Below are 20,669 nucleotides of genomic sequence, written 5' to 3'. Positions count from 1 at the left end.
AGGTTCTTTCTAAGGTTCTAAGGTACTAAGAAGCAAAGGTTTTATTAAAGGTACTAAGATACTAAGGTTCAAAGGTTTTTTTATATTGTGGGAATACTTTGCATTTAGATTATATACTACATAAATTATAATATAGATTATATACTATATAGATTCTTAATTCTCAAAGTATATAATGAACAACTTAATACTTAATACTTAATACTTAATACTTAATACTTAATACTTAATACTTAATTAATTACTCTTTTTTAGCAAATAACGAATTACAGTTTCGGCAGCATATAAACCAAATAACCCTGGCATATAACTGTTTGTACCATAAAAAGATTTCTTATAATTAGATCCATCAGTCATTCTTAAACTTGATTCATCCTGAATTTCTGAAGAAAATACTACTTTCAATTTATCAATTTTCGCCTCTTTCAATCTTCTACGAATAGTTTTAGCAAAATAACAATTTACAGTATTCGAAATATCCGTTACTTTCACTTTTGCAGCTTCCATTTTTCCACCAGCTCCCATGCTGCTAATGATTTTTACACGTTTGCGTTTGGCAGCAATAATCAAATTTAGTTTTGGAGTAACACTATCGATACAGTCTAAAACGTAATCAAACTCATCGGTAACAATTTCAAAAGCGCGCTCTGGCGAAAGAAACTCCTGTACACGAATTAACTTTAATTCCGGATTAATATCCATTAAACGATCACCTACAACAGTTATTTTAGGCTGCCCTACAGTCGAATGCAAAGCTGGTAATTGTCTATTTATATTCGTAATATCTACTACATCTCCATCTACAATAGTCATGGTTCCTACCCCTGCTCTTGCCAAAAACTCGGCGGCAAAAGATCCCACTCCTCCTAATCCTACTACAAGAACGTGTGAATTTTTAAGATTATCTAATCCTTCTTTTTTAAATAATAATTCGGCTCTTTCCGTCCACTCTGCCATATATTTTTTGTTTAAAGTTTAATATTATTGAAGTTTGAAAATCAAAATTCATTTTTTAATTGTTTATCAAATACAGTTGCAAAATTACTAGAGATTATCTGCTGTAATTCTTCAATTGTTATGTTTTTATATTTTGCTGCCAAAGCATACACCATTTCTATCGTTTCATCAATTGTATCTGTTTCTAAAAAAAATCGATTATTGGGAATACTTTTAAAAACCGCTTCCAAATTAGGGTTCTTGATTAAATATTTTCCAAAAGAAATATAAAATCCATTATTCAATAGCTGTTTTGCCACTTGCTGATTCTTAGAAAAACCATGAATAATCATAGGAACTGTAATTCCTAGTTTTTTCTTAATAGTAATTACTTCCTGAAACGCTGCTACGCAATGAATCACGACTGGTTTTTGATGCTTTTCAGCCAAAAGTAATTGTTTTTCAAAAACTGATTCCTGCAATTCAAACGAAACATCTGTGCGTTTGTCCAGACCACATTCGCCAATAGCAAGGCAATTTTCGGTAGCCAGTTTTTTATCTATAATTTCCAATTCAGCCTCAATCCTTTCTTTTACAATATACCAAGGATGAATCCCGATGGAATAAAACGGAATAGTTTCATCAAACTCATTTGGGTATTGATTCACTAGATCCAAAGCCTCTGGATTATTAGCAGATTTGTGTGTATGGAAATTAAAAAAATGCATTAGTCATGAAACTTTTTAACGCCTGCTTCTATCGCCACATTCAGATCATTCTCTAAAGGTACAATTGGGCAAGAATACTTATGATTATAAGCACAATACGGGTTGTAAGCCTGATTAAAATCGATCAGGATAGTATTTCCTTTCGGAATTTTTAAGTCTATATATCTTCCTCCTATATAAGTATCTTTCCCAGAAGTTAAATCGGAGAAAGGAAGGAATAAATAATCTTTATATTCTGCTTTCTTAGAAAGGTCAATATTACGATATACATTTAATTGCAAATCTACTCCATCAATCGTAAAATAAACTGTACCGTATTTTATATACATTGGTTTTCTATCTGTAGATGTTTTCATCTCAAAAGCCTTCTCTTTTTTGGCTTTCACAAATTTGGCCACAACAGCATATTTTTCATTTATCGGATAAAAATCTAATGTCTTGAATGTCTTTAAATCCTCGGCCATTAACGGACTTGTTTTAGCATCAGCATATTCACCGTTAATTGTCTTTTGAAATTTTTCGGCTTCGGCTCTATCAAATTTTTCCTGAGCAAAGCCAAAATTCAATACTGAAAGCGTTAAAAATAAAATTAGTTTTTTCATCTTATAAATTTCAGCAAAAATAGTTTAAAAGTAACAAAGCAACAAAGACTGTAACTTACAAAGTTTTATAACTTTGCAGATATAACCCATTTATAATGCTAATCACCGCCTTTCAACGTTACATTAACAATTTTAGAGGATTTTCTAGAGAGATTTGGATACTTACACTTGTTACATTTATAAATCGTGCTGGAACAATGGTTCTGCCGTTTTTATCAAAATATTTAAAAGAAGATCTTCAATTTTCATACAATGAAGTTGGCTGGATTATGGTGGCTTTTGGGTTGGGCTCTATGCTGGGTTCCTGGATGGGAGGTAAACTCTCGGACAAAATAGGTTTTTACAAAATAATGGTATTTAGCTTATTTACCAGTGGTGTCGCACTTTTCTTTTTACAATATATAACCTCTTTCTGGGGATTATGCTTTGGTATGTTTTCTATTATGGCTGTAGCCGATATGTTTCGTCCTGCAATGTTTGTGTCCCTTGGCGCCTATGCCAAACCCGAAAATAGAACTCGTGCCTTAACATTAGTTCGTCTTGCTGTAAATCTTGGTTTTGCTGCTGGTCCTGCACTGGGAGGACTTATTATTATGGGAATTGGTTATCAAGGATTATTTTGGGTCGATGGTGCTTCCTGTATTATTGCGATTTCAATTTTTGCATTATTAGTAAAAGAAAAGAAAAAACCAGTTTATGACAGTAGTCATGATGTAATAAGTGAACCAAAATCGGTATTTAAAGACAAGATATTCTGGGTATTTTTATTTGTAAGTTTTGTAACTGCTATGATTTTCTTTCAGTTATTTACAACTTTACCATTATATCACAATGAGAAATTTGGCTTGACCGAATTACAAACTGGTCTATTAATGACCTTAAACGGGCTTATCATATTCTCTCTCGAAATGCCAATTGTGAGTTATCTGGAACGTAAAGCTTTCCAAAAAATAAAAATAATTATCTACGGTACTTTTTTAATGGCTTCGAGCTTTTACTTATTATTGATTAATGTTTGGGCCGGAGTCCTTGTATTTGCAATGATTATAGTTTCGCTTGGGGAGATACTAACCTTTCCTTTCTCTAATGCTTTTGCTTTAAGCAGAGCTCCACGCGGTCAAGAAGGACGTTATATGGCTTTATACACCATGAGCTTTAGTCTTGCACATATTATTAGCTCCAAAGTAGGTTTTGAATTCATCACTCGCTTGGGATATCAAATCAATTGGTTCATAATGGGAACTATTGGATTGACCGCAACCGCATGTTGTTTTTGGATTCAGAAAGAATTACAAAAAGAAAACAGCATTTTATAAAAAAAAGCAAAATCTCTTCTTAAAACAAATTAAATCCCTGTAAAACAATATCTTAAAACAGAAATACGTTTCTAATTAAATCGCTACAACTTATCAACAACTAAAAAAATAGTTAAATAACTATATTTATAGTTGTGTAACTATAAAATTAGTTGTAAGTTTGATTTAAAATTAGAAAACATGCAAAAGTTAACCAACAAAGAAGAAGAGATAATGCACATTTTATGGAAGTTGAACAAAGCTTTTGTAAAAGAAATCCAAGCAGAAATTACGGAGGATCAGCCGCACTATAACACGTTATCGACCATTGTGAGAAATTTGGAAGAAAAAGGTTTTGTGGCACACACTCCTTTTGGGAACACGCACCAATATTATCCTGTTGTAACATTAAAAGAATATAGCAAGCGCTTCATGAATACAGCAATTGACAATTATTTTAATAGTTCGTATAAGAATATGGTTTCCTTTTTTGCCAAAGAAGAAAAAATTTCGGCCGATGAGTTACGTGAAATCTTAGACATGATAGAAAACAAAAAATAATAATTTATGGAGGCAATCTTTATCTATATTCTTAAAACTAGCGGACTAATCACCTTGTTTTATTTGGCGTACTACTTTTTATTGCGAAAAGAAACTTTTTTCAACAGCAATAGATGGTTTTTATTATCGGGATTAATCACATCGATCCTATTGCCTTTTGTAGTTTACACCAAGATAGTTTGGGTTGCTCCTACTCGTACCAATTTTACCTCTCCAATAAATACCACAATTAAAACAATTCCTGTTGAGGAGAGTTGGTTTGACACACATTTAAATCTGTGTCTTATTATATTATATGTTTCAATCATCACTTTATTATTATTAAAATTTGCTTTCGACTTTTATAGTCTTAAAAGGGTTATTAAAGGGAAAACTGTTCAAAACCAAGCCGACTTTAAGTTTGTAGATGTTTCTGAGAATATTGCTCCGTTTTCTTTCTTCAATTACATTGTGTACAACTCATCACTGTACAACACCAGCGAATTGGAGAATATTCTGGAACATGAAAAAATTCATAGCGAACAAAATCACACCACAGACGTATTAATGGCAAGGATTTTCTGCATTGCATTCTGGTTTAATCCAATCGTTTGGTTGTACAAAAAAGCTATTATGCAAAACTTAGAGTTCATTGCCGATGCTGAAGCTTTGAAAAAAATAGCCGACAAAAAAGCGTATCAATACACGCTTTTAAAAATCACAACACATGAAAATTGTGTTGCAATCACCAATCATTTTTATCAATCATTAATCAAAAAACGAATCGTCATGTTAAACAAAAATCAATCAAAAAAGAAAAATTACTGGAAGTACGCCTTAGTTCTTCCGCTATTGGGAGCATTTGTATTCTTATTTCAAGTAAAAGTTATTGCACAAGAAAAGAAACAAAAAGAAGTAAACGGAGTTAAAGAAGACATTATTGTAAATACAAAATCTGACCCGAAAGATGTGTTTATGTACAAAATTAAAAAAAACACAACTGATAAAGAATTAGATGAAATTGTACAAAAATTAAAAACAAATCATGAGATAATCATTGCATTTAGTGATGTTAAAAGAAATTCGGCTAATGAATTAACAGGAATACGTGTTGATGTAAGACGCAAAAATGGAAAAGCACAAATAATGCAAACTAGCGGTAATGAAGCCATAAAACCATTTGGAGTTATTGTAATAAAAAACCAAGATGGTACCGAAACTGTTAATTTACAAACTGGCGAAAAAATCCATCAGCCTGTAACTATGGGTGAAGGTCCAGATGATGCTGAAAGTTATACTAGCAACGAAAATTCTCCTACACCTCCATCGCCTCCTTCATTTCCTGATGGGCCAATGCCTGTTGCTAATGTAGATATGTCTAAAATGCCTAAACCTCCTGTGCATCCTAAAGATGTAAGTGATGAGAAAGCAATGAAAAAATTCAATAAAGAAATGGCTGAATTTCATAAAAAGATGGAAACTTTTGAACCGGACATGTCTGCTTACGAAAAAGAAGTTGAGGCTGTAATGGCAAAGCGTGAAGCTATTTACGAAAAAGAAATGGCCAAATATGAAATTGTAATGCAAAAGTTTAATCAGGATATGGAAAAGTTCGATCAAGACATGAAAAAACATGAAACTGATATAAAAAAACACGAGAAGGAAATGAAGGCATTTGAAAAAGAAAACAAATCAAAATAAGAAAAGAAACGTCTCTAATCTGTTATAAAAAATCATAGAAATACATGAGAGAAACATTCTTAATTTCAGCATTTTTATTCGTTTTTAGTATCTGTTTTAGTCAAAAAACAGATACTAACCAAAAGCAAAAAATCGATAACTACATTAATGAAGTAATCGAGATAAATGAAATTCCCGGAGTGGCACTGGCAGTTATCAAAGACGGAAAAGTTATTTATGAGAAATACTACGGAAAAGCTTCTTTTGAGGATAATAAACCAGTAGATAAAAACACTGCTTTTAAGATTTTCTCTACTACAAAATTGATAACAAATGTTGGGATTTTTCAACTTATCGAAAAAGGAAAATTATCTCTGGAAGACCCTATATCTAAATATCTTGATAATCTCCCAAAAGAATGGCAAGGTATAAAAGTAAAGAATCTATTAACGCATTCCTCTGGTTTACCAAACATCGTAATGTTTGAAGATATTACAATTTCTTTACCTTATGATGAAAAAATTGTAATACTATCAAAAAAACCGATGGAGTTTGCAACTGGAAGTCAATACAATTATAATCAAACTAATTATTTTTTTCTTGCCAAGATTATAGAGAAAATCTCTGGTTTAACTTTTGAAGAATACATCTTACAAAATCAATTTCCTGAAGTAAAATCGGGCGTTTATTTTTCAGCAGACTTTGGCAAAGCCGTTCCGAATAGTGCGTTTAGATATAACTATAATACCAAAACCAATCAGTATGTAAAAAACACCTTAAACAGTGGTTCTGATGGTCATTCTGCAAATGGTTTAAATATTACATTGCAAGAATTTATTCGTTGGAATGAAAACTTAGACAAGGATAGGTTCTTAAAAAAGGAAACAAAATATTCGATGTGGGAACCTTTTCAATATACGAAGAGTAAAGAAACTTTTGGATATGGTTGGGACTTTTACCCTGTAAACAAAGTCATTTCGTATGGTTTTACAGGAGGTAATGAAACTGCTTTCAGGAAGTTTGTTAGAAACGATTTAACTATCATCTTTTTATCCAATGGTCATAAATATGATAATTTATATGTACAATCTCAAGTAGTAAATCATGTGGCGGGAATTGTAGATAAAACCCTAATCGATGATTACTTATTGGCAGACGAAAAGACTACACAAGATTTTTTAAAATTAGACTTTGCAAAAGCGGAACAAAATTATCTTGCGTTGAAAAAAAATCATCCTGAATGGAAGTTTGAAGACAGATTAAATGTTATTGGGTACACATTTATGAATTACGGAAGAATAAACGATGCTATAAAAGTATTTGAATTAAATACAAAAGAGAATCCTAAATCAGGAAATGCATTTGATAGTCTAGCCGAAAGTTATTTTAATAACGGTCAGTTTGAAACCTCTAAACAGGCTTATCAAAAAGCTCTTGCACTTTCGCCAGAAAACGCAAACGCCAAAGAAATGCTGGCTAAAATAGATAAACTACTTGCAAAATAGTATTTAAAACTTATTTAAAATTCAATGGAAAAAGGCTTTGTAACACTACAAAGTCTTTTTTTATATCTTTGAAAAAAATCCTACTCTTATGTATAAAATTCTAGCTCAGATAAACAAATTGATTTTACCCAGTTTTACCAAGCAAGGACTTGATATTACAAAAGCTAAAAAATGGCAAATGGCGTTAATTGGTTACCGCTACTTTGTAACAAAACGTGCTTTAGACTAAATCTATACATTCCTATAAAAAACAAAAAAATTTCTGTACAACATACAGGACTTTTTTTTGATTAAATGCAAAACACAAAATCATAAGTCACTAAAAATCTAACAAATATGTAAGTTTTATATTTTTTAAAAATTTTGATTATTTGTATGTTAGCAGAAATATTTTACAAATATCTCATTAAAATTAAACGAACATGAAATACATTATCATACTTCCATTTATATTAATTTTTAGTAGCGCTTTTTCACAAGAAAAACAGATTAAGAAAGAAAAATGGCATTGGAATGACAACAAAGTAAAACAAGATACAGTTATTGGTTATTGTCAAGTTTTAAAGGTTGATAATGTTCTTTATATTTCAGGTGCTGTAACAAATGAGATTACCCCTAAAGGGATTGCATCAGTTTACAATGATTTAAAGGCTTCTTTAGCTAGTTTTGGAGCAACGTTTGAAAATGTAGTAAAAGAAAATCTATATACAACCGATATTGAAGAAATGAAAAAATTCAATTACGTCAGAAAAAAATATTATAATAAAGATTTTCCTGCTGCTACATGGATTCAAATACAGAAATTGTATATGCCTGAAACAAAATTAGAAATTGAATTAATTGCGCATCTACCAAAATAACCTACAAGAGATACTTCCTTGTAAATATTTTACCTAACCCACCCGAAAATTTTGTTACAAAACGCATTGTTTGGGACAAAATATACTCACTAAAAAGCACAAAAAAAGTCCCATACAACATACAGGACTTTTTTTGATTATTGGGACAATCGTTTTGTAATTATTTTTTTGGTAATAATACCGTATCAATTACATGAATAACTCCATTTGATTGGTTTACGTCTGCGATAGTTACTTTGGCTTTATTACCGCTTTCGTCACTTATATACAAATCTTTTCCTTTCATCCAAGCTGTTAGTGTCCCACCACTTACAGTTTTCAATGTTGCTTTACCTCCACCCATTTTTATTGCTTTGGCAATATCCGATGCATTCATTTTTCCAGCCACAACATGGTAGGTCAAAATATTTTGCAAAGTTTTAATGTTTTCTGGTTTCAATAATGTTTCAACTGTTCCTTTTGGTAGTTTATCAAATGCTTCATTTGTTGGAGCAAAAACAGTGAACGGTCCTTTACCTTCTAATGTCTCTACCAAACCAGCCGCTTTTACTGCTGCTACTAATGTGGTGTGGTCTTTTGAATTTACTGCATTTTCGATAATATTTTTGTTTGGGTACATTGCAGCTCCTCCAACCATAACTGATTTTTGAGCGAAAGAAGTTGCTCCAAATACTAATGCGAAAAATGCTGCTGCTAAAATGTTTCTAGTTTTCATGATTTAATTTTTTAGTTATAAAAGCATTTACGCTATTATCACGCCTTTGGTTTTTAATATCTATGAAATTTGAACAAATAAAACCAAATACACTCCGCGACCTTTGTAAAACAAGGAAAATAAAAAAACCATCATCTCTATAAATTATTATAAAAATGATGGTTTATTTTTTACTTAATACCTATTTATTGCACTCCGCCTCCTAAGGCACGATATAAATTTATAGCAGCATTTAGCTTTTCTAATTTTATAGCAACAACATCTAAGTCGTTTTGTAAAGCACCATTTTGGGCTACAATAACATCCAGATAAGTTACCATACCGCTTTTGTATAGTAATGTAGCATCAAAAGTGGCTTTGTCTAAAGAAACTGCTTTTTCTGTTGCAAGTTCCATACGTTCATCCGCATATTTTAATTGAGACATGGCATCATTTACTTCTCCAACGGCAGTTATATATGATTGTTTAAACTGAATAACTGCTTTTTCCTGTTCTATGATAGCAATTTCATAAGCCGTTCTTAATTCACGTTTTCTAAATATAGGCTGAGCTAAATTAGTCGCAATAGTTTTAGTAACCGAACCTGGAAAATTAAACCAAGTATCAAACTCAAATGAATTAATTCCTATTGACGGTCTCAAACTTAGTGCTGGATACATGGTCGCTTTTGCCAATCCAGTTTTAGCATTTGCAGACATAACAGCATATTCAGCAGCTTTTACATCTGGTCTTCGGCTTAAAAGCGATGCAGGAATCCCTGAAGGTAAAACAACATCAAAGTCTGCTACTTCCAGATTTCCAGATCGTAATATACTATCTGGATATGCTCCACATAAAATTTGCAATGCATTTTCCTGAACTGCAATATTCGCTTTCGCTAAAGGAACCAACAATTCGGCTGTTTTTTTCTGAGCTTCTGTCTGATAAAGCGCCAAAGAACTAATTGCTCCCGAATTATATTGCAGCTTCATCATCTTTAAAGTGTTATCACTTAAATCAATATTTTTCTGTGCAATTTTAAGCTGCTCATCCAATCCTAAAAGATTGTAATAGGACTGTGCAACCTGAACAATAATTCTGGTTTTTAAAGCCGAAAGATTCTCTTTTTGAGCAAAATAACTGGCTTTGGCATCTCTTTTCTGCATCGTTGCTTTTCCCCATATATCTGCTTCCCAAGACAACTGAATGTTTGCGCTATAATCGTCCATATAATCCTTACTGGTAAACTGTGCGCTTAAAGAACCATTAAGTGAGTTTTTAGACTGATAACTACGGCTCGCATTTGCATCAAAATCTAATGTTGGCAATAGTGACAACTTTGCTTGTTTATACGTAAGATCTAGCTGTTCCATGCTTTTTATGGCGATAAGCACCTCGTTATTTTTAACGAGGGCTTTTTCTATCAAATCAACCAACAATGGATCTTTATAGTAATTTTTCCAAGGATGTAAAATAGTATCTCCAGTTAATGTTATCTCTTCCCTATATTTTTCGGGAACATTTAATTCTGTGCGAGAATATTTTTTCCCTACTACACAGGATGTTAGCAAAACACCTGTAAATAAAGAAATCCCAATTTTATATAGTACTCTCATTATTATTCTTTTATAGTTTTAATTACTGTTTTCTTACCTGATACTTTTTCTTGCAAATATTGAAATAGTATAAAAAGTAACGGAATTACAAAAACTCCCAAAACAACTCCACTAAACATTCCGATAGCAGCACTTACACTTATAGATCTGTTTCCTACTGCTGTTCCTCCTGAGGCAAACATTAATGGTAACATACCGGCAATAAAAGCTAGCGATGTCATGATAATTGGTCTTAATCTTGATCTGGCTCCATCGATAGCCGCATCTACAATAGATAGTCCTGCATAACGTCTTTGGAGTGCAAATTCTACAATAAGAATGGCATTTTTGGCCAAAAGCCCGACCAACATAATTAAACCAACCTGAACATAAATATTGTTATCAAGCCCTACTGCTTTAACTCCCACAAAAGCTCCTAAAATACCTGTTGGAATAGACAGCAATACTGCAAGAGGTAATAAATAACTTTCGTACTGTGCAGCCAATAAAAAGAAAACAAACAGCAGACATAAACCAAATATGGCAATGGTTTGGTTACCTCCTTCTTTTTCTTCAAGGCTTAATCCTGTCCACTCATAACTATAATCAGACGGAAGTTTGTTCAGAACAGTTTCTAGATTACCCATAATTTCTCCATTACTAAATCCTGGTAATGCTACCGCAGTAATATTAACCGAGTTATAAAGGTTGTAACGATCTACAGATTCTGGCCCGTAAACTTTGTGCAGCTTAACAAGAGATTTTACAGGTACCATTTCCATTTTGGCATTTCTCACAAATATTTCATTAAATGCGTCCTGATCTGTTCTAAAAATCCCATCAGCCTTAACATTTACTCTGTAAAACTTTCCAAATCTCGTAAAATCTGCCGATTGATCTCCTGCAAAATAAGTTTGTATATTACTTAAAAGTTCCCGTATATTAACTCCCATTTGGCTGGCTTTCTCCTCATCTACTTCTAGTTCAAACTGCGGATAATCTGCTCTAAATGTAGTATAAGCGTATTGAACTCCCGGTTGCTGCATAATTTGCCCAATCACTTTATCGGCCATAGCTTTTAATGTAGCTGGATTACGTGCTGTTCTGTCCTGAAGCACAATCTCGGCACCACTTGTTACACCAAATCCTTCTACAGGAGGCATTCGGAGTACCATAATCGAACCTTCTTTTATAACTGATAATTTGCCATTAACCATATTAAGAATCTCATCAATATCTTTTACTGCTCCTCTATCTTTTTTAGGTTTTAATTTTATAAACCCTAATCCGTAAGCAGGGCTGGCACTATTACTCAGGATATTAAAACCTGTAATACTAGTATTATTATCAATTGCCTCTACTGTTGCAAGTTCTTTTTCAATCCTTTCTACTACTGCCGTAGTACGGTCTAATGCTGTTCCTGGAGGCATCGCTAAACTGTAAAGCATAAACCCGTCATCTTCCATTGGTACAAAACTTTTAGGAGTAGACATCATCATCACGATCGCAATAGCACTTATCCCTACAACTAATCCTCCTGCAAGCCATTTTCTGCCAATAAGAAAGCGAACTCCCTTAATATATTTACCCGTTAGGTTGTTAAATCCTGTATTGAATCCTACGAAAAAACGTTCTTTAAATCCTGTTTTATGAGCATCATTTTTATGATCACCACTATGATTGTTCTTTAGCAAAAGTGCACATAATGCTGGTGTAAGCGTAAGTGCATTTACTGCCGAAATGATAATTGCAATAGCAAGTGTATAAGCAAACTGCTTGTAGAATATCCCTGATGATCCTGTCATGAAACCAATAGGAATAAATACTGCCGACATTACTAATGTTATCGATACAACTGCGCCTGTAATCTCTGCCATGGCACTATGTGTAGCTTCTTTGGCAGAAAGTCCAGAATCCTCTTCCATCTTACTATGCACGGCTTCGACCACCACAATGGCATCATCGACCACAATACCAATCGCCAGAACTAAAGCAAAAAGCGTTAGAATATTAATTGTAAATCCAAACACTAACAGGAAGAAAAAAGTTCCTATAATCGCTACTGGAACTGCAATAGCTGGAATAATCGTCGAGCGAATGTCTTGCAGGAATATAAATACTACTATAAAAACCAGAATAAAAGCTTCTAGCAAGGTTGATTTTACCTGTCCTGTTGCTTCGTCAAGTCTTTCTTTGGTACTCATTACATTTACGTATTTAATACCCGGAGGAAAAGATTTAGATAAACGTTCTACTTCCTTATTAACCCCGATTTCAATATCGTTTGCATTCGAACCAGAGGTCTGTAATATTGCCATTGTAACGGCATTTTTTCCGCTAGACTTATTGTCTCCACTATAAGAAATAGAACCAAATTCTACTCTCGCTACATCTCTAAGTCTTAAAATATTATGGCCATCTGTTTTAACTACAATATTTTCATATTGCTCAGGCTTATTTTTCTTCCCTTTATATCTGATAACATACTCTAAAGCCGACTTTGATTCTTCTCCTAATTTTCCTGGAGCCGATTCTAAACTCTGATCTGCAATTGCCTGACTTATATCAGACGGTACTAAGCCCGCATTTGCCATTTTGCGTGGATCAAGCCAAACTCGCATAGAGTAATCTTTTTGTCCAAAAATCTGTACCTGACCTACTCCCGGAACACGCTTCATTTGCGGAACAAGGTTAATATTGGCATAGTTTTGAAGGAACAACTCATCGTATTTGTCATTATCATCTGTATAAAGATTAAAAATAACAATCATACTATTTTGCTGTTTAGATGTCGTAAGTCCCATTCTTACAACTTCCTGTGGCAATTTTGGTGTTGCTTGTTGCACTCTGTTTTGTACATTTACCGCTGCCTGATCAGGATCTATACCTTGTTTAAAAATTACACTTATAGAAAAAGATCCATCATTACTCGCGGTAGATTTTATATACCGCATATTCTCAACTCCATTAATTTGTTCCTCTAGTGGTGTTACCACAGAACGAATAACGGTTTCACTATTTCCTCCGGGATAAACACCACTTACCATTACTGTTGGTGGCGAAATATCTGGAAACCTTGTTACCGATAATCTTGTAAGACCTATGATACCCAATATCACCAATACAATGGAGATAACCGTAGCCAATACAGGCCTGTCTATTATTTTTTTTAACATGGAAAATGTTATTTTATATTAAAACCAAAAATTATTTATTGCTTAGCGCTTTTGTAGCTACTTTTGGAACTACTTCCATATTGTCATAAAGTGCATCGATAGTATTTAGTGCAATCTTGTCACCCGATTTTACACCAGCTTTTACAAAATAATTTGTTCCTGAAGTACCCGTAATTTCAATAGGAACCATCGCGACTTTGTTACCTTGTTTTAAGACATAAACAAAAAACTTATCCTGTATATCTTTTACACTCGCCATTGGTACGCTAATTACCGAAGACAAACTAGTATTTAATACAACTCTTGCAGAACCTCCTGATCGCAATTGTTTTTTTGGATTAGGAAAAATTGCTTTTAATGCAATAGTTCCCGTAGTACGATCAATATTACCGCTGGCAACTTCTAGTTTTCCCTGATGTTCGTACAAACTATCATCTGCCAAAATCAAACTTACTGATTGGTTTAATTGTAAATCTTTAGAAAAAGACAAATAATCAGATTCGCTCAAAGAGAAATACACAAATACAGTATTAATATCAGAAAGTATCGTTAACGGAACAGCATCTGAAGGTGTAACCAAATTACCTACACGATTAGGAATACGGCTGATAAAACCGCTTACAGGTGCTTTTATCAAAGAGAAATCAGCATTAAGTTGCGAAGATCCCAAAGCCGATTTTGCTTGAGCTGCTTGCGCTACTGCCGCTTCGTAATTGGCTTGTGCAGTTTTTAATTGCATATCCGAATATACTTTAGCATCTACAAGAGGTTTAATTTTTTCAATCTCTAATTTGGCATTTGCAAGATTTGCCAATGCGCTCTTGTATGCAGCACGAGTATTATTAACTTGCTCTACAAAAACATCTGCTTTTATTTTAAAAAGGGATTGTCCTTTGTTTACGTAATCTCCTTCTTTTACATAAATTGCATCAAGATATCCTGATACCTGAGGTTTAATATCAACATTCACTGAACCTTCGATTATTCCTGGGTATTTTTTTTCGACTTCACCAGTTATAGATTTAGCCTGAAAAAAATCTACTTCTGGTTTTGGGGCTTCTAAAGCTTCTGCACCACCTTTTCCACACGAAGAAAAGCTAATGATAATCAATAAAACTACCATTTTACTAAGTGTTTTATTATTTTGGAAAAACTGTTTTGTCATCTTATTTCGTTTTGAATGAATACATCGAATTTGATGACAAAATAACAACCCTAATTCCTCTTTAATTATCGGAAGTTTACCCAAGCGTATTTTTTTGATACTGAAACGAACATTAGATTAACTGAGAGAAACAGCAAGTCTACGCTACTTAAGAAAGTGTAATTATGTGATTTTTGGAGTAAAATTATATATGGTAACTAGTTTTTTACTACATAAATAATCGGTATGGATGCATTAGCGATCCATCCATTGTTTAAAAAAGGGTGCTTTTTCTCGGCTAATGATTACCTCACGTTCAGAATCTCCGTAAAGTAGTATCTTAAGCTTGGCATTAAAGTAATTAGATATAGATTTTATACTTTCAGCACGTATAAAAAATTGCCTGTTGGCTCTAAAAAAAATATCTGGATTTAGCTCCTCTTCGAGCTCTTCCATTGTTTGCGGAATTGCTATAATAGTACCATTTTTAAGAAAAAGATGCGACGTTTTAAATTCTGAATATATAAAATCAATATCGGTAACATCTACACTTTTGTATCCATCACGATAAGTCACTAAAAAGCGTAATCTAAAGGAAGGTTTATTCATAAATCCTTTAAGAATTCCAGCAATATCTTCGCTATTATTTTTGGCTTTAGCCAAAGACTTAAATTTAGTTAAGGCATCTTGAAGTTCATTCTTTTCTATCGGTTTCATTAAGTAATCAATACTATTAACCTTAAAAGCTCTCACCGCATATTCATCATAAGCAGTCGTAAATATAATAGGGCAAGTAATTTTTACCTCTTCAAAAATTGAAAAACTTATACCATCTGCCAGACGAATATCCATTGTAATTAAATCAGGCATAGCATTAGTATTCAGCCATGTTACTGTACCTTGAACCGTATCTATAATATCCAGAATTTTACAATCTGGCTCCAATTCTTCCAACAGTCTTTTAAGACGATTGGCATTGATACTTTCATCTTCTACAATTAAAATTTTCATATTATTATATTAAAGGTAAACGAACACAATAGAACCCATTAGACTCAGAAAAAACAGGCATTCGATCAGATAATATTTTATATCTAAATTCAATATTTTTATTCCCAACACCTGTAGAAACAAAGCTTTTACCTGATGTAGGCTGCAAATTATTCCTTACAACTACATCTCCAACATCTGAATAAATAGAAATTATAAGCGGATTAGACAACGTAGCTGCATTATGTTTTACAGCATTTTCAACCAGTAATTGCAGTGTTAAAGGCGGTAAATGTAGCTCCATGCAAATTGCATTAACTTGTAATTTTAACTCAACCTTTTCGCCAAGACGCTTTTTTAAAAGATAAAAATAAGCATTCAAAAATTCAATTTCTTCTCTTACCGTAATAGTATCTTTATTAAGGTTAGAGATCATATAGCGATAAACCTTTGTGATATTCTCTAAAAATGAAGCTGCCGATAATGGATCTTCGTGAATTAATTCGGTAAGAGTACTAAAATTATTAAACGTAAAATGGGGATCAAGCTGTAATTTTAAAGACTCTAATTCTGATCTGGTTACGGCTTCCTGTAGTTGAGAAGCCTTAATTTTTAGCTCTGCAGCTTCCTCAGATGTAACACGCCATCGATTAAGCAAAAATATACTGGTATGGATAAAACTTATGAAAAGTGACAATATAGCTGCCATCAAATTTGACTGCCATATCATAAGAAGTTCACTTTCTTTTAGAGGCGTCCAAGGATAAAAAAATTGCCATAAAAAAGAAAACAGATAATTTAAGAGAATATTACCTACAATGATAAACAAAAATTGCACAAAAGCTCTGAAAATAGGCTTCTGTTCCCAACTAATCCAATGATTAAGAGTACGTCCTACAAAAAGACTTAATTCTGTCAGGATGGCACAATATACCAGGATTAAGAATACATCAAGCGTCCAATCTAAATCCAGAAAAGAATCCTGACCAATATTTCGGTAAGGATTTAAAACAAAATAGGATGATAAATACACAAGAAAAACGACTGGTATTACAATAATTCTATAGTATTTATAGAAAAAATTCTTACCCTTCGTTTTGTTTCCTGTGTTTAAATTCATAAGCTAATATAAGAACAGTTGTTGTATTAAGAAAATTAGTAAAGTAATTGAAATCTTCTATTAATGCGTTATAGCAAATTCTGATTTTTTATCCTTTTTTAAAGATTTTACCGATTTATGTTCACGCATTACTCCCCATTTTATACAAGTTGCTCCCCATGAAAAACCAGCTCCAAAAGTGGTAATTAATATATTTTGACCTACTGTAAAATCAGCTGCAAAATCCCAAAGACATAACGGAATTGTTGCCGATGTTGTATTACCATATCTGTCAATATTTACCTTAACTTTTTCTGTCGCAATATTTAAACTTTCGCTTACAGCGTTAATAATTCTTAAATTAGCCTGATGCGGTACAACCCAATCAACATCTTCTACACTTAAATTGTTACTGGCAAGAACATCTTGAGAAACACTACTCATAGATTCAACTGCTTTTTTAAATACAAAGGCCCCTTCTTGTTTTATATAGTGATCTCGGTTTACAATAGTTTCCACAGTGGCAGGAAGCTTAGAGCCACCTCCAGGGACTAATAATGCCGATGTACCGCTACCGTCTGTACGCAAGATGCTTTTCATCATCCCATATTCTAAATCTGTTTTTTCCAGAAGTACTGCACCTGCCCCATCTCCAAAAAGAATACAAGTATTACGATCTTCATAATCTACAATTGAGCTCATTTTATCAGCACCAACCACAATAATCTTTTCATATCTACCACTTTCAATCATGCTTGCACCCATTTCTAATGCATACAAAAAGCCGCTACAAGCAGCATTAAGATCAAGTCCAAACGCATTTGTCAATCCGCTTATTTCGCATACTTTACTCGCTGTAGGAGTCAAAAGGTGGTCTGGAGTTGTAGTTGCCAGTAATAAACCATCTATTTCCTTAGGGTCAACAGTATAGTTTTCTAATAAATTTTCAATTGCAGCACAAGCAAGGTCTGAGGTAGCTTGATTTTCGCTAGTAGCCAGTCTACGTTCTTTTATTCCAGTCCTTTTTTCAATCCATTCTACAGTTGTATTAACCGTTTCAGATATTGTCTCATTACTAAGTATAGAAGTTGGTACAAAGCCACCTATAGCTGTAATTGTTGCATTCATTTTTAATTAATTATATTGTTATTTCCTTACTATTTTTTTATAAATTAAAAATATCATCAGAAATTAGGAAACGATAATAGAGGTATATCTAAACCTGCTGCCATAATTCTGGTTTTACTTTTATGAACCAAAGAATCCCAAAAACCATACCTTTGTGGTACCATTACTAAAATATCTGCATTATAATTCTTGATTTCTTTTTGGATCTCATTAATGACAGCATTAGACTTAACGGTCTTATAAATATATTTAACTTCTTTAAATTCTTCTTCAAGCGAAGAATTTAATAGTTGTAACTCCCGCTCCTGCTTGATATTATCTATTTTTTCATCTACGCTAAAAAACTCTAACTCTGCTCCTAGATTCCCTACAATATCTTTTAACCAACTAAATCTTTTTATAGAAGAGAAACTTAAAGTATCACAAGCGTAAAGTATTTTTTCTACATTCTTAAAGTGAGCATTTTTAGGAACTGCCAAAACTGGTATATTTATGTTTTTTATTACCGATGTTGTCGAATTCCCTAATAATTCCTGCTCAAAAGACCGTTCTGCCATTCCCATAACAACCAGTTCAGCATTAGTATCATCAATTATCGATGAAAGCTGATCTTCTAGAAAAGAATACTTGCAAAAACAACTTACTTCAATATTATAACGATCCGAAATTTCTTTTCCAAAAGTCTCCAGTTTCTCGGTAGCTTTCTCAATTTGTTTTTGCATCGCTTCGCCTGTAATATGAGCATTAGAGCTATGCAAACTCAAAGAAAAAGAATTAAACAAAACAAGTTTGGCACTTGTAGCTTTTGCAAGTCCTGCTGCATATGCTACAGCATTATTTGCAATAGCCGAAAAATTTGTAGCAGCAATAATAGTAAGTGGTGAGATCATAAATATATCAATTAAACAGTTATAATAGTAAAGTTATTTAATTAACTTTTTCGATTATAAAAAAAATACTGAAGAATCATTTTTTAAACCTCAACTGTATTTTTCTGTTCCTGAAAATGAATAGTCTCTACAAATGCGACCAGATACTATCTAAAAACTATAAAATAAAAGATACACAAACGGCTATAATAGAAAATCTAAAAATGTGCGGTAAACCAAGCCTTTAGAATAAAAACATTGGAAAATTACCAAAATTAAATAATACACTCCCTTATCATTTGGTATCCATAACTACCATTATCTATAGTAAGCTTTAAATACTTTAAACGCCATCCTCTTTACTCCATAATTTAAATAAACTAACCACCTCATACATTGACAAATAACCATCATATACACTGAGTATTCATCTGTTTAAATTACTTTATAAAGTCTCCTTTTTTATAGATGTCAATAAGTTCTAAAAATTAAAACTTGAATTATAAAGTGACAGTTGGGGTTACAGTTGGAGTTACATAAGTAGAAAAAGTTATAGATATAAGTAACTATATAAACCCTTTTTGTTATTATAAAACGACTATTTTCCGATTTAACCACCTACTTAATCTCCTTCTAGATATCTAAAAAAAACAAAACAAGTCCCTAATAATAACCACATTAAAAGGAAATCCTTCTAATAAGTCACCTATTTTTTTATTTTATTCTCTAAAAACATAATTTTTGCTTCCAAATCATTCACCCTTTCATACAAATCGGCGGGATTGGGTAATTCGAAAGATAGATGCATTTTATACTCCCAAACCTCTATAATATCTTTTGGATTAATTTGAAAACTCGGGTATTCTCTTCTATTATCGCTCTTACAATAAAGGCTTCCATATTTTTCAATACGGTTTAAGACACGTTTAACAACTATACCATCGGTTTTGGATACAATTACATAAACTCTGTCATCTTTTATATCTTGCGCCCAATTCTCTACCCATTCACCCACGACAAAAGACTTATCGTGTAATGTGGGATACATACTATGCCCAGAAATTTGAAACATCCTATATGTACCGTGACTAAGATTAGGAAAATTATAGGAAGGTAGCTTTTGTATAAACTTTGAGTCGCCATAACCTGTTAAATATCCTGCAGCGGCTTTTACCGGAACCAAAACAATATTGTCGCTCCCAGACTTATCAACAGTAACAACTTTTGGTATTTTACTTTGATCTATTTGTTCAAATGTATAATCTAAATCTATACTCTCGGAGTTTGACCTATTTTTCTTTCCTTTATCCAGAAGTAACCACTCGAAGTTTATTTCGAGTTTTTCTGATAATTTAATTAAAAAATCTATTTTCGGTAAGGTCCCATTACGATAATTTCTAATATTCGCTTCGCTAGTATCCATTGACTTTGCGAATTTAGAATTATTGTCGGAAAAATACTCTACCGCTATTTCATTGATTTTTAATGTTATATCCCCCATATCCATTCAAATAACATATTGTTCGAAAAAAAATTCGAAATTTTCTTTTTTAACTCGAAACATCTTTCGATATTTGCATTAACAAATAGAAAAAACCATTTGTAAAATCAAAGATATGAAAAATATTCTCCTGCACCCGAAACACAAAAGGAAAATAGCCGAGGACTTCGGAGTAAGTAAACAAACTGTCGATATGAGTCTAAGCTATGTCTTTAATTCCTGTAATGCCAAAAAAATCAGGCTAATAGCTAAAATCCTATTAATTCAAGAAGCAGAGAAAATTGATGATGAATCTGCGATAAGCCAATAGATAAAAAAGAAGCGAAA

The 20,669-nt window shown here is 32.7% G+C and carries 19 protein-coding genes; 7 read left to right on the top strand and 12 right to left on the bottom strand.

Features of this window, described 5'->3' with window-relative positions; translation table 11 throughout:
• Positions 1–237: 237 nt before the first annotated feature.
• Genes OIU83_RS10860 through OIU83_RS10850 form a run of 3 tightly spaced genes read right to left on the bottom strand, consistent with a single transcriptional unit; the run spans position 238 to position 2,266 of the window.
• On the bottom strand, positions 238–957 hold the full coding sequence (locus OIU83_RS10860; RefSeq protein ID WP_264206279.1) for a tRNA threonylcarbamoyladenosine dehydratase: 720 nt from the start codon (positions 955–957) through the stop codon (positions 238–240).
• A gap of 41 nt (positions 958–998) precedes the next feature.
• Entirely contained in the window at positions 999–1,664 is a 666-nt protein-coding gene (locus tag OIU83_RS10855) for a TatD family hydrolase (RefSeq protein ID WP_264206278.1), read from the bottom strand.
• Positions 1,664–2,266, bottom strand: a complete 603-nt coding sequence (locus OIU83_RS10850) for a DUF1684 domain-containing protein (protein WP_264206277.1) — start codon at positions 2,264–2,266, stop codon at positions 1,664–1,666. The genes OIU83_RS10855 and OIU83_RS10850 overlap by 1 nt, the downstream gene beginning before the upstream one ends.
• A gap of 95 nt (positions 2,267–2,361) precedes the next feature.
• Here OIU83_RS10850 and OIU83_RS10845 point away from each other — a divergent pair, with 95 nt between their 5' ends.
• The 6 genes from OIU83_RS10845 (at position 2,362) to OIU83_RS10820 (ending at position 8,146) form a co-directional block, all read left to right on the top strand.
• Positions 2,362–3,582 carry an MDR family MFS transporter gene (locus OIU83_RS10845; protein WP_264206276.1) on the top strand — a complete coding sequence of 407 codons (1,221 nt, stop codon included), beginning with the start codon at positions 2,362–2,364 and terminating at the stop codon, positions 3,580–3,582.
• A gap of 180 nt (positions 3,583–3,762) precedes the next feature.
• Positions 3,763–4,122 (top strand): BlaI/MecI/CopY family transcriptional regulator, encoded by a 360-nt coding sequence (locus OIU83_RS10840; protein ID WP_129538193.1) that lies wholly within the window; start codon positions 3,763–3,765, stop codon positions 4,120–4,122.
• A 6-nt stretch (positions 4,123–4,128) separates the two neighbouring features.
• Positions 4,129–5,802: a M56 family metallopeptidase gene (locus tag OIU83_RS10835; protein ID WP_264206275.1), complete on the top strand. Its 1,674-nt coding sequence runs from the start codon at positions 4,129–4,131 to the stop codon at positions 5,800–5,802.
• Between the two features lie 44 nt (positions 5,803–5,846).
• Complete coding sequence (locus OIU83_RS10830) at positions 5,847–7,286, top strand: serine hydrolase (RefSeq protein WP_264206274.1); 1,440 nt, start codon at positions 5,847–5,849, stop codon at positions 7,284–7,286.
• A gap of 88 nt (positions 7,287–7,374) precedes the next feature.
• Positions 7,375–7,515 carry a hypothetical protein gene (locus tag OIU83_RS10825; RefSeq protein WP_035621632.1) on the top strand — a complete coding sequence of 47 codons (141 nt, stop codon included), beginning with the start codon at positions 7,375–7,377 and terminating at the stop codon, positions 7,513–7,515.
• Positions 7,516–7,708: 193 nt separating this feature from the next.
• Positions 7,709–8,146, top strand: coding sequence for a RidA family protein (locus tag OIU83_RS10820; protein WP_264206273.1), 438 nt, complete (start codon positions 7,709–7,711; stop codon positions 8,144–8,146).
• A 160-nt stretch (positions 8,147–8,306) separates the two neighbouring features.
• Here OIU83_RS10820 and OIU83_RS10815 read toward each other — a convergent pair whose 3' ends face one another.
• The 9 genes from OIU83_RS10815 to OIU83_RS10775 form a co-directional block, all read right to left on the bottom strand.
• Positions 8,307–8,861 carry a fasciclin domain-containing protein gene (locus tag OIU83_RS10815; protein WP_264206272.1) on the bottom strand — a complete coding sequence of 185 codons (555 nt, stop codon included), beginning with the start codon at positions 8,859–8,861 and terminating at the stop codon, positions 8,307–8,309.
• A gap of 185 nt (positions 8,862–9,046) precedes the next feature.
• Entirely contained in the window at positions 9,047–10,456 is a 1,410-nt protein-coding gene (locus OIU83_RS10810; protein WP_264206271.1) for an efflux transporter outer membrane subunit, read from the bottom strand.
• Between the two features lie 2 nt (positions 10,457–10,458).
• Positions 10,459–13,611: an efflux RND transporter permease subunit gene (locus tag OIU83_RS10805; RefSeq protein ID WP_264206270.1), complete on the bottom strand. Its 3,153-nt coding sequence runs from the start codon at positions 13,609–13,611 to the stop codon at positions 10,459–10,461.
• 31 nt (positions 13,612–13,642) lie between these two features.
• Entirely contained in the window at positions 13,643–14,776 is a 1,134-nt protein-coding gene (locus tag OIU83_RS10800) for an efflux RND transporter periplasmic adaptor subunit (protein WP_264206269.1), read from the bottom strand.
• A 234-nt stretch (positions 14,777–15,010) separates the two neighbouring features.
• A complete protein-coding gene (locus OIU83_RS10795) occupies positions 15,011–15,766 on the bottom strand; it encodes a LytR/AlgR family response regulator transcription factor (RefSeq protein WP_264206268.1) in 756 nt (251 codons plus the stop codon).
• Between the two features lie 4 nt (positions 15,767–15,770).
• The gene (locus tag OIU83_RS10790) at positions 15,771–16,865 is read right to left on the bottom strand and encodes a sensor histidine kinase (RefSeq protein ID WP_264206267.1); all 1,095 of its coding nucleotides are present in this window, start codon (positions 16,863–16,865) and stop codon (positions 15,771–15,773) included.
• A 60-nt stretch (positions 16,866–16,925) separates the two neighbouring features.
• Positions 16,926–17,972, bottom strand: a complete 1,047-nt coding sequence (locus OIU83_RS10785) for a 3-oxoacyl-ACP synthase III family protein (RefSeq protein ID WP_264206266.1) — start codon at positions 17,970–17,972, stop codon at positions 16,926–16,928.
• Between the two features lie 56 nt (positions 17,973–18,028).
• Entirely contained in the window at positions 18,029–18,862 is an 834-nt protein-coding gene (locus tag OIU83_RS10780) for a universal stress protein (protein ID WP_264206265.1), read from the bottom strand.
• 685 nt (positions 18,863–19,547) lie between these two features.
• Positions 19,548–20,264, bottom strand: coding sequence for a S24 family peptidase (locus OIU83_RS10775; protein ID WP_264206264.1), 717 nt, complete (start codon positions 20,262–20,264; stop codon positions 19,548–19,550).
• 193 nt (positions 20,265–20,457) lie between these two features.
• On the opposite strand from OIU83_RS10775, the gene OIU83_RS10770 reads away from it, so the two are divergent.
• Positions 20,458–20,652, top strand: coding sequence for a hypothetical protein (locus tag OIU83_RS10770; protein WP_264206263.1), 195 nt, complete (start codon positions 20,458–20,460; stop codon positions 20,650–20,652).
• The last annotated feature ends 17 nt before the right edge of the window (positions 20,653–20,669 follow it).

The organism is Flavobacterium shii (assembly GCF_025847235.1).
Taxonomy (GTDB): domain Bacteria; phylum Bacteroidota; class Bacteroidia; order Flavobacteriales; family Flavobacteriaceae; genus Flavobacterium; species Flavobacterium shii.
The sequence above is the reverse complement of the archived record's forward strand: the minus strand, read 5'-3'. Positions and strand labels throughout refer to the sequence as shown.

Bases quoted from the DNA above. Each gene is read 5' to 3' on its own strand.
- OIU83_RS10775 (WP_264206264.1), bottom strand. From the start codon at position 20,264: ATGGATACTAGCGAAGCGAATATTAGAAATTATCGTAATGGGACCTTA.
- OIU83_RS10795 (WP_264206268.1), bottom strand. From the start codon at position 15,766: ATGAAAATTTTAATTGTAGAAGATGAAAGTATCAATGCCAATCGTCTT.
- OIU83_RS10790 (WP_264206267.1), bottom strand. From the start codon at position 16,865: ATGAATTTAAACACAGGAAACAAAACGAAGGGTAAGAATTTTTTCTAT.
- OIU83_RS10845 (WP_264206276.1), top strand. From the start codon at position 2,362: ATGCTAATCACCGCCTTTCAACGTTACATTAACAATTTTAGAGGATTT.
- OIU83_RS10780 (WP_264206265.1), bottom strand. From the start codon at position 18,862: ATGATCTCACCACTTACTATTATTGCTGCTACAAATTTTTCGGCTATT.
- OIU83_RS10815 (WP_264206272.1), bottom strand. From the start codon at position 8,861: ATGAAAACTAGAAACATTTTAGCAGCAGCATTTTTCGCATTAGTATTT.
- OIU83_RS10830 (WP_264206274.1), top strand. From the start codon at position 5,847: ATGAGAGAAACATTCTTAATTTCAGCATTTTTATTCGTTTTTAGTATC.
- OIU83_RS10850 (WP_264206277.1), bottom strand. From the start codon at position 2,266: ATGAAAAAACTAATTTTATTTTTAACGCTTTCAGTATTGAATTTTGGC.
- OIU83_RS10820 (WP_264206273.1), top strand. From the start codon at position 7,709: ATGAAATACATTATCATACTTCCATTTATATTAATTTTTAGTAGCGCT.
- OIU83_RS10800 (WP_264206269.1), bottom strand. From the start codon at position 14,776: ATGACAAAACAGTTTTTCCAAAATAATAAAACACTTAGTAAAATGGTA.
- OIU83_RS10770 (WP_264206263.1), top strand. From the start codon at position 20,458: ATGAAAAATATTCTCCTGCACCCGAAACACAAAAGGAAAATAGCCGAG.
- OIU83_RS10810 (WP_264206271.1), bottom strand. From the start codon at position 10,456: ATGAGAGTACTATATAAAATTGGGATTTCTTTATTTACAGGTGTTTTG.
- OIU83_RS10855 (WP_264206278.1), bottom strand. From the start codon at position 1,664: ATGCATTTTTTTAATTTCCATACACACAAATCTGCTAATAATCCAGAG.
- OIU83_RS10840 (WP_129538193.1), top strand. From the start codon at position 3,763: ATGCAAAAGTTAACCAACAAAGAAGAAGAGATAATGCACATTTTATGG.
- OIU83_RS10860 (WP_264206279.1), bottom strand. From the start codon at position 957: ATGGCAGAGTGGACGGAAAGAGCCGAATTATTATTTAAAAAAGAAGGA.
- OIU83_RS10835 (WP_264206275.1), top strand. From the start codon at position 4,129: ATGGAGGCAATCTTTATCTATATTCTTAAAACTAGCGGACTAATCACC.
- OIU83_RS10785 (WP_264206266.1), bottom strand. From the start codon at position 17,972: ATGAATGCAACAATTACAGCTATAGGTGGCTTTGTACCAACTTCTATA.
- OIU83_RS10825 (WP_035621632.1), top strand. From the start codon at position 7,375: ATGTATAAAATTCTAGCTCAGATAAACAAATTGATTTTACCCAGTTTT.
- OIU83_RS10805 (WP_264206270.1), bottom strand. From the start codon at position 13,611: ATGTTAAAAAAAATAATAGACAGGCCTGTATTGGCTACGGTTATCTCC.